This is a genomic window from Microbulbifer variabilis, from assembly GCF_052467165.1.
This window is the reverse complement of the sequence record NZ_CP174301.1, coordinates 4,087,311-4,100,662: the sequence shown is the minus strand read 5'-3', so window position 1 is coordinate 4,100,662 and position 13,352 is coordinate 4,087,311. Positions and strand designations below refer to the sequence as shown.

Genomic DNA, 13,352 nt, shown 5'->3' with positions numbered 1-13,352 from the left:
GTCCACTTGATGCTTCGGCAGAAATGTGGGCCGTCAAAGACCGTAGGTGCCCGGTGCGTTGAGGTTTAACGTGTCTGGCTTAATCCAAACCTCGGCCAGGTTGGTCGCTAAGAGGTTTGAGCCTACGCAGACGGTGTCGCCCAAACCAGTATTTTTTACTGGATTTGAGCTTTATGCACCGGAACGGATCGGACGGTTAAGTCCGATTTTTTTCAAATCCAGGAGTGACACTATGGCTATTGGACTCGAAGACAAGAAAGCGATTGTCGCAGATGTCCAGCAAGCTGCTGAGGGTGCTCTGTCTGCGGTAGTTGCGGATTCCCGCGGCGTAACCGTGAATGACATGACTGCCCTGCGCAAAGAGGCTCGCGAGAACGGCGTTTGGTTAAAAGTCGTCCGCAATACTCTGGCGCGTCGCGCTCTGGCAGGAACCGATTACGAATGTCTGACCGACAAATTCGTAGGTCCCAGCATCATTGCATTTTCCAACGAACACCCGGGTGCCGGCGCGCGCATCCTGAGCCAGTTCGCCAAGGGCAATGACAAGCTGGAACTGAAAGGTGCTGCCTTCGAAGGCGCGATCACCGACGTCGCACTGTTGGCAAGCCTGCCGACATACGACGAGGCGATCGCCAAGCTGATGAGCGTGTTGAAAGAAGCATCTGCTGGCAAGCTGGTTCGCACTATTGCGGCCGTTCGCGACCAAAAAGAGCAGGAAGCTGCATAATTTTTTCGCAAGAGCGAATCGCAGTTTCAAAACGAAATACGAGCAGCTACTGCTCAAACCAATTCAGGTAATGACTCATGTCTCTGACTAAAGAAGATATCATCAACGCTGTTGCTGAAATGTCCGTTAAGGACGTTGTTGAGCTGATCGAAGCGATGGAAGAGAAGTTCGGTGTAACTGCTGCTGCAGCAGTTGTAGCCGGTCCGGCTGGTAGCGAAGCAGCTGCTGAAGAGAAAGACTCTTTCGACGTGATCCTGACCTCTGCAGGCGACAAGAAAGTGAACGTGATTAAAGCTGTTCGCGGCATCACTGGCCTGGGCCTGAAAGAAGCCAAGGCATTGGTTGACGGCGCTCCGAGCCCGCTGAAAGAAGGCGCAACCAAAGACGAAGCTGAAGCCGCTAAGAAAGAGCTGGAAGAAGCTGGCGCAACTGTAGAACTGAAGTAATTCAGTTGTTGCGATTCCCGCTAGCAGTCGCGTAAAGCGGCAGGTAGCGGTAAGGCTGGTGGACTTTGTCCGCCGGCCTTTTTGCCGTTTGCGGTACTGAGGTTTTTAGTGGTGCCGGCGGAAGGAAAAACCGTGGCAAACCTCATTTAACCATAGCGCAGCCATGCTGCCTAAAAGCAAGCGGAGAGGTTTCTGATCAGTACAGCCCAAACTGTGTTGCTCAGAGGCTTCTCGCCCGGAGGAACTCCCGAATGGAGTTCCACGAAGTCTTGTCACTGATCAAGCTGGGGAATTTGAATGGCTTACTCATATACTGAGAAAAAACGTATCCGCAAGGATTTTGGCAAACTGCCTAAGGTCATGGATGTGCCCTTCCTGCTTGCGATACAGCTGGATTCATATCGCAATTTTACACAGGCCGACAAGCGCCCAGATGACCGCCTGGATGTTGGCCTGCAGGCGGCGTTTAAATCTGTATTTCCAATTGTCAGCTATTCCGGCAATGCCGCCCTGGAGTACGTGAGCTATACGCTGGGTAAGCCGGCTTTTGATGTAAAAGAGTGCACCCTGCGCGGTGTCACTTACGCGTGCCCACTGCGCGTGCGAGTACGCCTGATTATTTACGATAAAGAGTCTGCGAATAAGTCCATCAAGGACATCAAAGAGCAGGAAGTGTACATGGGCGAAATCCCGCTCATGACCGACAACGGTACTTTTGTAATCAATGGTACTGAGCGGGTAATCGTATCCCAGTTACACCGTTCCCCGGGTGTATTTTTCGATCACGACAAAGGCAAGACTCACTCCTCCGGTAAGCTGTTGTACGCCGCACGAGTTATCCCTTACCGTGGATCCTGGTTGGATTTCGAGTTCGACCCGAAAGATCTGGTATTCGTACGTATCGACCGTCGCCGCAAACTGCCAGCGACGATTCTGTTGCGTGCACTGGGTTATAGCTCCCAGGAAATGCTGGAGATGTTCTTCGAGACCAGCAGGTTTGAGCTGCACGAGGATCACGTCAGCCTGGAACTGATCCCTTCTCGCTTGCGTGGTGACGTTGCCTCCTTTGATATCAAAGATGACCAGGGCAAGGTGATTGTGGAAGAGGGGCGTCGTATCACTCCGCGCCACATTCGCCAGCTGGAAAAGGCCGGTGTTGAGAAACTGGAAGCACCCCTGGAGTACCTGTTTGGCCGCACCTTGGCCCACGATATTGTCGATGAATCCACCGGCGAAATTGCGGTCGAGTGTAATACCGAGATCACTGCAGAAGTGATCGCGCAGTTGCGTGTGCTGAATATCAAGCAGTTCGATACTCTGTACACCAATGATCTGGACCGGGGACCGTTTATCTCCGATACCCTGCGTGCAGAGCCCTCCCGCACTCAGCTGGAAGCGCTGGTAGAGATCTACCGCATGATGCGCCCGGGCGAGCCACCTACCAAGGAATCTGCGGAGTCCCTGTTCGAGAACCTGTTCTTTACCGACGAGCGCTATGACCTGTCTGCGGTTGGCCGCATGAAGTTCAACCGCCGCCTGGGCCGTGAAGATGAAACAGGCCAGGGCACCCTGAGCAAAGAAGATATCGTTGATGTGCTGAAAATGTTGATCGATATCCGCAACGGACAGGGTATGGTGGACGATATTGACCACCTGGGTAACCGTCGCGTGCGTTCCGTAGGTGAGATGGCTGAAAACCAGTTCCGCGTTGGCCTGGTGCGTGTTGAGCGCGCGGTCAAAGAGCGCCTGTCCATGGCAGAGTCTGAAGGCCTGATGCCGCAAGACCTGATCAACGCCAAGCCGGTAGCAGCTGCCGTTAAAGAGTTTTTCGGTTCCTCACAGCTGTCTCAGTTTATGGACCAGAACAACCCGCTGTCGGAAGTTACCCACAAGCGCCGTGTTTCCGCATTGGGCCCGGGCGGCCTGACGCGCGAGCGCGCCGGCTTTGAGGTACGAGACGTACACCCTACGCACTACGGCCGCGTATGTCCTATTGAAACACCGGAAGGACCGAACATCGGTCTGATTAACTCCCTGGCGACTTACGCCCGTGCCAACCACTATGGCTTCCTTGAGAGTGCCTACCGCAAAGTGGTTGATGGCAAGGTTACCGACGAAATCGAGTACCTGTCTGCGATTAACGAGGCCAACTACGTAATTGCCCAGGCGTCTGCTGCTGTTGATGATGAAGGCAATTTCACCGATGACCTGGTGAGCGTGCGTCACCAAAATGAATTCGCCCTGAAAGCGCCGGGTGAAATTCAGTATATGGATGTATCCGCTAAGCAGGTGGTTTCTGTAGCTGCGGCAATGATTCCTTTCCTTGAGCACGATGACGCCAACCGTGCATTGATGGGATCGAACATGCAACGCCAGGCGGTTCCAACCCTGCGTGCTGAAAAGCCGTTGGTGGGTACCGGTATGGAACGCACTGTGGCGCGTGACTCCGGTGTGTGTGTGGTAGCCAAGCGCGGCGGTGTGATTGAGCGTGTAGATTCCAGCCGCGTTGTAGTGCGAGTGGCTGATGCTGAGGTTGAAGCCGGTGATGCAGGTGTGGATATCTACAACCTGACCAAGTACATCCGCTCCAACCAGAATACCTGTATTAACCAACGCCCGATCGTAAGCACCGGTGATCGCGTTGAGCGCGGTGACATTCTTGCCGATGGCCCGTCTGTTGATCTGGGTGAGCTGGCACTGGGCCAGAATATGCGCATCGCATTTATGCCCTGGAATGGCTACAACTTTGAGGACTCCATCCTTATCAGTGAGCGTGTTGTACAGGAAGACCGCTTCACCACCATCCATATTCAGGAGCTGACCTGTATTGCCCGTGATACCAAGTTGGGCAGTGAGGAAATCACCGCGGATATTCCTAACGTGGGTGAGTCTGCGCTGAATAAACTGGATGAATCCGGCATCGTGTATATCGGTGCGGAAGTGGGCCCCGGCGATATTCTGGTGGGCAAGGTAACTCCGAAAGGTGAAGCACAGCTGACTCCGGAAGAGAAGCTGCTGCGCGCAATCTTCGGTGAGAAAGCCTCCGACGTTAAGGACACCTCCCTGCGTGCGCCTAGCGGCACCCGCGGTACCGTGATCGATGTACAGGTGTTTACCCGCGACGGTCTGCAAAAAGACCAGCGTTCCATCGATATCGAGAAAGCCCAGTTGGATGAGGTTCGCAAGGACCTGAACGAAGAATACCGCATTGTTGAAGCCGCTACTTTTGAGCGCTTGCAGAAGGCATTGCAAGGCCAGAAAGCCGCTGGTGGTAAAGGTATCAGCAAAGGTCAGGAACTGACTGCTGAAGTGCTGGGTGCGCTGCCACGCGAAGACTGGTTCAAGCTGCGTATGGAAGAAGAAGGCTTGAATGATCAGCTGGAAAAGGCGGAAGCTCAGTTGAAAGAGCGCCGTAAGCTGCTGGACGAAGCCTTCGAAGACAAGAAGAAGAAGCTGGAGTCCGGCGATGACCTGGCTCCAGGCGTATTGAAAATCGTTAAGGTCTACCTGGCGATCAAGCGCCGTATCCAGCCGGGCGACAAGATGGCCGGTCGCCATGGTAACAAGGGTGTGATCTCCGTAATCAAGCCCGTTGAGGATATGCCTTACGACCAAAACGGTGAGCCGGTAGACATCGTTCTGAATCCACTGGGGGTTCCCTCGCGGATGAACGTCGGGCAGGTTCTGGAAATGCACTTGGGCATGGCTGCTAAAGGCCTCGGCGTCAAAGTCGACAAGATGATCAAGGAGCAGCAGGAAATTGCCAAGGTACGCGGTTTCCTGGAAGAGGTTTACAACTCCACCGGTGGTCGCCGTGAGGAGCTGGAAACCCTGTCCGATGAGGAAGTCATGGGAATGGCGCACAACCTGCGTCGCGGTGTGCCTATGGCAACTCCCGTATTCGACGGTGCCGATGAGAGCGAAATCAAGCAATTGCTCCGCCTTGCGGATATCCCAGATTCCGGACAGATTACTCTGCACGACGGCCGTACAGGTGATGCCTTTGAACGTCCTGTGACTGTGGGCTACATGTACATGCTCAAGCTGAACCACCTGGTGGACGACAAGATGCACGCGCGTTCCACTGGTTCCTACAGCCTGGTTACCCAGCAGCCACTCGGCGGTAAGGCCCAGTTCGGTGGTCAGCGTTTCGGGGAGATGGAGGTCTGGGCACTGGAAGCTTACGGTGCGGCTTACACCCTGCAGGAAATGCTCACAGTTAAATCCGATGACGTGGAAGGTCGTACCAAGATGTACAAAAACATCGTGGACTCTGACCACCGTATGGAGCCCGGCATGCCGGAATCCTTCAACGTACTGGTTAAGGAAATCCGCTCTCTCGGTATGAACTTCGAGCTCGAGCACGAGTAAGACCGATTTGTGCAGCAGCCTGTTAGCAGGCGAATTGAGACAAGTGCCGGCGCCCCTGAATGCAGTAGGGCACCGGCCCACCCGGCACAGCTTGTCTGCCGGGTTGACTATCCCCTAGTGGAGGAAAGGCCTTGAAAGATTTATTAAATCTGGTGAAGTCCCAGGAGCACCTGGAAGAGTTTGATGCGATCCGCATCGGTCTGGCCTCGCCGGACATGATTCGCTCCTGGTCCTACGGCGAAGTGAAGAAGCCGGAGACCATTAACTATCGTACCTTCAAGCCAGAGCGCGAAGGTTTGTTCTGTGCCAAGATCTTTGGTCCAGTGAAGGATTACGAGTGCTTGTGCGGTAAGTACAAGCGCATGAAGCATCGCGGCATTATCTGTGAGAAGTGTGGCGTTGAAGTTACCAAGGCCAAAGTGCGCCGTGAGCGTATGGGCCACATTGAGCTGGCTAGCCCGGTTGCGCATATCTGGTTCCTAAAATCCCTGCCGTCCCGTATCGGCCTGCTGCTGGATATGACCCTGCGTGATATCGAGCGTGTGCTGTATTTTGAATCCTACGTGGTAACCGAGCCCGGCATGACCACCCTGGAGCGCGGCCAGCTGCTAAATGACGAGCAGTACTTCGAGGCGATGGAAGAATTCGCCGATGAGTTCGAAGCAAAGATGGGTGCCGAAGCGATCCAGGAGTTGATGAGTGACATCGAATTGCCTGCTGAAATTCAGCGTCTGCGTGAAGAGATCCCGGCTACCAACTCCGAGACCAAGATCAAGAAACTGTCCAAGCGCCTGAAGCTGCTGGAAGCTTTCTACAAGTCCGGCAATAACCCCGAGTGGATGGTAATGCAGGCACTGCCTGTTCTGCCGCCGGATCTGCGCCCACTGGTACCGTTGGATGGTGGCCGCTTTGCGACCTCCGATCTGAACGACCTCTACCGCCGTGTGATTAACCGTAACAACCGCCTGAAGCGCCTGCTCGAGTTGAATGCGCCAGATATTATCGTGCGCAACGAAAAGCGTATGCTGCAGGAATCTGTGGATGCGCTGTTGGATAATGGTCGTCGCGGCCGTGCCATCACTGGCTCTAACAAGCGCCCGCTGAAGTCCCTGGCGGACATGATTAAAGGTAAGCAAGGTCGTTTCCGTCAGAACCTGCTGGGTAAGCGTGTTGACTATTCCGGTCGTTCCGTAATTGTGGTCGGTCCGACCCTGCGCCTGCATCAGTGTGGCCTGCCCAAGAAAATGGCGTTGGAGCTGTTCAAACCGTTTATTTTCGGCAAGCTCGAAGCCCGAGGCCTGGCCACCACCATCAAAGCTGCCAAGAAAATGGTAGAGCGCGAGGAAGCGGTCGTTTGGGATATTCTCGACGAAGTTATCCGCGAGCACCCGGTACTGCTTAACCGTGCCCCGACTCTGCACCGTCTGGGTATTCAGGCGTTTGAGCCGGTACTGATTGAAGGTAAAGCAATCCAGCTGCACCCGCTGGTTTGTGCCGCCTATAACGCCGACTTCGACGGCGACCAGATGGCAGTACACGTACCGCTGACTATTGAAGCGCAGCTGGAATCCCGCGCGCTGATGATGTCCACCAACAATATCCTGTCGCCCGCAAACGGTGAACCGATCATCGTACCTTCCCAGGACGTGGTGCTGGGTCTGTATTGGATGACCCGTGAGCGTGTAAATGATAGAGGCGAGGGCATGTTCTTCTCCGATATCAAGGAAGTGAGCCGCGCCTTCTACGCCAAGCAGGTTGGCTTGCAGGCGAAAGTCAAGGTGCGCATCCGCGAGAAGATTCTTGGTGAGGATGGGGAGAAGCACGAGAGTATCTCTGTACAGGACACCACTGTCGGCCGTGCGCTGCTTTGGAACATCGTACCGGAAGGCCTACCGTTCGAGCTGGTTAACCAGCCGATGAAAAAGAAATCCATTTCTCGTGTGCTTAACGAGTGCTACCGCAAGGTGGGCCTGAAGGCGACAGTTATTTTCGCTGACCAGCTGATGTACACCGGTTTCGATTTCTCTACAAAGTCCGGCTCCTCCATTGGTGTGAATGACTTTGAAATCCCAGCTGCTAAGGCCGACCTGATCGGCGCTGCTGAAGCTGAAGTAAAAGAGATTGAAAGCCAGTTTGCTTCTGGTCTGGTAACCCAGGGTGAGAAGTACAACAAGGTTATCGATGTTTGGTCCCGTACCAACGATAAGGTAACCCAGGCAATGATGGCGGGGATCAAGAAAGAGAAGGTGATCGATCGCGAGGGTAAAGAAGCCGAGCAGGATTCCTTCAACTCTGTATACATGTACGCCGACTCAGGCGCACGGGGTTCTGAGGCGCAGATTCGCCAGCTCGCTGGTATGCGTGGTCTGATGGCTCGTCCAGATGGTTCCATTATTGAGAACGCCATTACCGCGAACTTCCGTGAAGGTCTGACTGTACAGCAGTACTTCATCTCGACCCACGGTGCTCGTAAAGGTCTGGCGGATACCGCACTGAAAACCGCTAACTCCGGTTACCTGACTCGCCGCCTGGTGGATGTTGCTCAAGACGTGGTAATCACTGAAGTGGATTGTGGCACCGATGATGGTCTGACAATGGCGCCGGTAATTGAGGGTGGTGACGTAATCGAGTCTCTCGGTGACCGTATCCTCGGCCGTGTTGTAGCCCGCGATGTCCTCAAGCCTGGTAGCGATGAAATTGCCGTTCCCGCTGGCACTATGATCGACGAGAAGTGGGTAGAGCGCATCGAAGCCATGGGTATCGATGAGGTTCTGGTTCGCTCCCCGATCAGCTGTACCACCGCCCACGGTATTTGTGCCCAGTGTTACGGTCGTGACCTGGCCCGTGGCCACCGCGCCAACCCAGGTGAGTCTGTGGGTGTTGTTGCCGCACAGTCTATCGGTGAGCCGGGCACTCAGCTGACCATGCGTACCTTCCACATTGGTGGTGCTGCGAGCCGTGCTTCTGCAGCGGACAGTATTCAGGTGAAGCTGGGCGGTACCGTACGCCTGCACAATGTGAAGACAGTGAAAACCGAAGCCGGCACTCTGGTAGCGGTTTCCCGCTCCGGTGAGTTGGCTATTGCTGATGGTGCTGGCCGCGAGCGTGAGCGCTATAAGCTGCCTTACGGCGCTGTGATCAGCGTTTACGAAGGTGCTGAGGTAGACGGTGGCCAGATTGTGGCCAAGTGGGATCCGCACACCCACCCCATCATCACCGAGGTTGCCGGTTGGGTGAAGCTGTCCGGTATGGAAGACGGTCTCTCTATTCGCAAGCAGACCGATGATATTACCGGTCTGTCCTCTATTGAGGTAATCGATCCGGCCGAGCGTCCGGCAGCGGGTAAAGACCTGCGTCCTGCAGTAACCCTGGTTGATGAAAATGGCGAAGAGCTGACTCTGGCTAACAGTAATGCGCCGGCGCACTACGCATTGCCGCCGCGCGCCATCCTCAGTCTGGCTGAAGGCAAACAGGTGAACGTGGGTGACGTTATCGCGCGTATTCCGCAGGAATCCGGTGGTACCAAGGATATCACCGGTGGTCTGCCGCGCGTTGCCGACCTGTTCGAGGCCCGTAAGCCGAAAGAGCCGTCTATCCTGGCGGAAATCTCCGGTACGGTTTCCTTCGGTAAAGAGACCAAGGGCAAGGTTCGTCTGCAGATTACTCCGCGCGACGGCAAGCCTCTGGCCAACGGTAAGGATCACTACGAGGTTCTGATTCCGAAGCACCGTCAGCTGACTGTGTTCGAGGGTGAAACCGTAGAAAAGGGTGAGGTTATCTCCGATGGCCCGTCAAACCCGCATGACATCCTGCGCCTGAAAGGTGTGGAAGAGCTGGCACGCTACATCACCAATGAGATCCAGGAAGTTTACCGTCTCCAGGGTGTAGGCATTAACGATAAGCACATCGAAACGATTGTGCGTCAGATGTTGCGTAAAGTGGAGATCACCGAGATGGGTGACTCCGGCTTTATTAAGGGCGATCAGGTTGAATACCAACGCGTGATAGAAGAGAACGAACAGCTGCGTGCCGAAAACAAGCAGCCTGCGCAATTCGAGCGTCTGTTGCTGGGTATCACTAAAGCCTCTTTGGCCACCGAGTCCTTCCTGTCGGCGGCTTCGTTCCAGGAGACTACTCGCGTTCTAACTGAAGCGGCGGTAACCGGCAAGGAAGACAGCCTGCGCGGTCTGAAAGAGAACGTAGTAGTGGGTCGCCTGATTCCGGCAGGTACTGGTCTGGCCTACCACAGCGAGCGCAAGCGCAAGCGCAGCCTGCAGTTGGAAGAGAGCTTCAGTGAAGGTCCTTCCGCAGCAGAGGTGGAAGCGGCCTTGACCGAGGCCTTGAAGTCCTCTGGCGAATAAGGTGTATTCCCACTTTGCCTTGCAGGCGGAGTGGGGTATATCCAGGCATTTCGGTGCCGAGTGAGATTGGCGACTGTCTGTGATGTAAGCACTTACTTCCGTCGCCGATTGACTAGGCGGGTTGTCGCTTATAGAATGCGGCCCCCGCTGATGTGGGGTGTTTCGTCCGGCCTTCGAGTCGGCGCTACACACAGACGACAGGCCCTCACTGTAAGAGGTGGGGGCATTTTATTTTTGGAGTGATTTTTAATGGCAACGATCAACCAGTTGGTTCGTAAGCCGAGAAAACGCAAAGTCGAAAAAAGCGACGTTCCCGCTCTGCAGGCCAGCCCGCAGCGTCGTGGAGTTTGCACTCGCGTGTACACCACTACACCGAAGAAGCCGAACTCCGCACTGCGCAAAGTTTGCCGTGTGCGTCTCACCAACGGTTTCGAAGTAACTTCGTACATCGGTGGTGAAGGCCACAACCTGCAGGAGCACAGCGTGGTACTGATTCGCGGCGGTCGTGTAAAAGACCTGCCGGGTGTGCGTTACCACACTGTACGCGGTGCACTTGACTGTGCCGGCGTAAACGACCGCAAGCAGGGCCGTTCTAAGTACGGCGCCAAGCGTCCTAAAGGTTAATCTCCTTTAACGATTTGCGTTTCGGTTTCCAACCGGAGTAAGGCTGAGCTCGCCGGATTGTAAGGTTTTACGGCGGCGTCTCAGAATAACCCTGAAGAGAGGCAATACCCATGCCGAGAAGACGAGTAGTCGCCAAGCGCGAAGTACTACCCGATCCCAAGTTCGGGAACGTCACCCTGGCCAAGTTCATGAACCATGTCATGATCAGCGGCAAGAAGTCAGTAGCAGAGCGTATCGTATACGGTGCCCTGGAGACTGTTTCTGAAAAAATGAACAAAGACCCTATCGAAGTATTTGAGGAGTCTTTGGAAAACATCGCGCCTATGGTGGAAGTTAAATCCCGCCGTGTTGGTGGTGCGACCTATCAGGTGCCTGTAGAAGTGCGCCCCTCGCGCCGTATGGCTCTGGCAATGCGTTGGTTGGTGGAGTTCTCCCGCAAGCGCGGCGAGAAGTCCATGGCTCAGCGCCTGGCCAATGAAATGATCGATGCAGCTCAGAACAAGGGCGGTGCGGTCAAGAAGCGTGAAGATGTACACCGCATGGCGGAAGCCAACAAGGCGTTCTCTCACTACCGCTTCTAAGTCTGATGATTACCAACATCGGAAATTAATACCGAAAGGCAGCACGGAAATTTCCAGGCTGCCTTTTGCCGTTATATCGAGGATACAACTGTGGCACGTAAAACGCCTATCGCACGTTACCGCAACATCGGTATCTGTGCCCACGTAGACGCCGGTAAAACCACCACTACTGAGCGCGTACTTTTCTACACTGGTCTGTCCCACAAAATTGGTGAGGTGCACGAAGGCGCCGCAACCATGGACTGGATGGAGCAGGAGCAGGAGCGTGGTATTACCATCACTTCCGCTGCAACCACCTGTTTCTGGGCCGGCATGCAGCAGCAGTTCGACCAGCACCGCGTAAACATCATCGACACCCCGGGACACGTTGACTTCACCATTGAAGTAGAGCGCTCCCTGCGCGTACTCGACGGCGCGGTTGTTGTTCTGTGTGGTTCCTCTGGTGTTCAGCCTCAAACTGAAACCGTTTGGCGTCAGGCGAACAAATACGAAGTACCGCGCATGGTATTCGTCAACAAGATGGACCGCGCCGGTGCGAACTTCCGCAACGTTGTGAGCCAGCTGAAAGACCGTCTGAACGCAAACGCTGTACCGCTGCAAATGACCATCGGTGCTGAGGACGAGTTCAAGGGGGTTGTTGACCTGGTGAAGATGAAAGCCATCATCTGGAACGAAGCAGACCAGGGCATGACCTTTGAATACGCTGACATCCCCGCTGAGCTGCAGGACGAGTGCGACGAAATGCGCGAGTACCTGGTAGAAGCGGCGGCTGAAGCCAGCGAAGAGCTGATGGAGAAATACCTGGAAGAGGGTGAGCTGACCGAAGACGAGATCAAGGCAGCTATCCGCCAGCGTACTCTGGCCAACGAAATCGTTCCGGTTCTGGGCGGCTCCGCCTTCAAGAACAAGGGCGTACAAGCTGTACTGGACGCAGTTATCGAATACCTGCCGGCGCCGACTGAAGTTAAGGCGATCGAAGGTACTCTGGAAGACGGCGAAACCGTTGAGACCCGCGAAGCGGATGACGAGGCTCCGTTCGCCGCTCTGGCGTTCAAAATTGCTACCGATCCCTTCGTTGGCACCCTGACTTTCTTCCGTGTCTACTCCGGTAAGCTGGAGAGCGGTACTGCGGTATACAACTCCGTAAAAATGAAGAAAGAGCGCGTTGGTCGTATGGTGCAGATGCACTCCAACGACCGTCAGGAAATTAAAGAAGTATTGGCTGGCGACATCGCAGCTGCGATCGGTCTGAAGGATGTAACCACTGGTGACACCCTGTGTGCCGAGAGCAACAAGATTGTTCTGGAGCGTATGGAGTTCCCAGAGCCGGTAATTTCTGTTGCGGTTGAGCCCAAGTCCAAGCCGGACCAGGAAAAAATGGGTATTGCCCTCGGCAAGCTGGCCCAGGAAGACCCGTCTTTCCGTGTGAAGACCGACGAGGAAACCGGTCAGACCATCATCTCTGGTATGGGTGAGCTGCACCTGGACATCATCGTCGACCGTATGCGTCGCGAGTTCAACGTTGAAGCGAACATCGGTAAGCCTCAGGTTGCCTACCGTGAAGCGATCCGTAACACCTCTGAGATCGAAGGCAAGTTCGTTCGTCAGTCCGGTGGTCGTGGTCAGTTCGGTCACGTATGGGTGAAATTTGAGCCCGCTGAAGACGAGTCCCAGGAAGGTCTGGAATTTGTTAACGAAATCGTGGGCGGTGTTGTACCTAAGGAATACATCCCGGCGGTATCAAAAGGTATCGAAGAGCAGATGCAAAACGGTGTTCTGGCTGGCTACCCGCTGCTGGGCCTGAAGGCAACTCTGTACGACGGTTCCTACCACGATGTGGACTCCAGTGAAATGGCGTTTAAAATCGCCGGCTCCATGGCGACCAAGAAGCTGTCCTCTGTGGGCGGTGCAGTACTGCTTGAGCCGATGATGAAGGTGGAAGTGGTAACTCCGGAAGAGAACATGGGTGACGTGGTTGGTGACCTCAACCGTCGTCGTGGCCTCATCCAGGGTATGGAAGACAACCCCGCTGGTAAGGTTGTCAACGCGGAAGTACCTCTGGCAGAGATGTTCGGTTACGCAACCGACCTGCGTTCTGCTACTCAGGGCCGTGCTACCTACACCATGGAGTTCCTGAAGTACGCCGAAGCGCCGAAAAATGTTGCCGATGAGATCATTGCAAAGAACAAGGCCTAATTAACTTCTGCTCAAAAGGGCCTCAGTGAATGGCTGAGGCTTCTTT

General features: G+C 54.8%; 7 protein-coding genes. All 7 read left to right on the top strand.

All coding sequences use genetic code 11. The features are described from left to right. Positions 1 to 232: 232 nt before the first annotated feature. The 7 genes from rplJ to fusA all read left to right on the top strand — a co-directional run bounded on the left by rplJ (position 233) and on the right by fusA (position 13,306). Entirely contained in the window at positions 233 to 727 is a 495-nt protein-coding gene (gene rplJ, locus ACJJIP_RS18310; RefSeq protein WP_020411124.1) for a 50S ribosomal protein L10, read from the top strand. Between the two features lie 77 nt (positions 728 to 804). Continuing rightward, positions 805 to 1,173 carry a 50S ribosomal protein L7/L12 gene (rplL, locus tag ACJJIP_RS18305; protein ID WP_444945754.1) on the top strand — a complete coding sequence of 123 codons (369 nt, stop codon included), beginning with the start codon at positions 805 to 807 and terminating at the stop codon, positions 1,171 to 1,173. Between the two features lie 297 nt (positions 1,174 to 1,470). Then, positions 1,471 to 5,544, top strand: coding sequence for a DNA-directed RNA polymerase subunit beta (gene rpoB, locus ACJJIP_RS18300; protein WP_020411122.1), 4,074 nt, complete (start codon positions 1,471 to 1,473; stop codon positions 5,542 to 5,544). 131 nt (positions 5,545 to 5,675) lie between these two features. After that, entirely contained in the window at positions 5,676 to 9,905 is a 4,230-nt protein-coding gene (rpoC, locus tag ACJJIP_RS18295) for a DNA-directed RNA polymerase subunit beta' (RefSeq protein ID WP_020411121.1), read from the top strand. Positions 9,906 to 10,154: 249 nt separating this feature from the next. Further along, positions 10,155 to 10,529: a 30S ribosomal protein S12 gene (gene rpsL / locus ACJJIP_RS18290; RefSeq protein WP_020411120.1), complete on the top strand. Its 375-nt coding sequence runs from the start codon at positions 10,155 to 10,157 to the stop codon at positions 10,527 to 10,529. 110 nt (positions 10,530 to 10,639) lie between these two features. After that, entirely contained in the window at positions 10,640 to 11,110 is a 471-nt protein-coding gene (gene rpsG / locus ACJJIP_RS18285) for a 30S ribosomal protein S7 (RefSeq protein WP_020411119.1), read from the top strand. Positions 11,111 to 11,200: 90 nt separating this feature from the next. Then, the gene (fusA, locus tag ACJJIP_RS18280; RefSeq protein ID WP_020411118.1) at positions 11,201 to 13,306 is read left to right on the top strand and encodes an elongation factor G; all 2,106 of its coding nucleotides are present in this window, start codon (positions 11,201 to 11,203) and stop codon (positions 13,304 to 13,306) included. Positions 13,307 to 13,352: the final 46 nt, after the last annotated feature.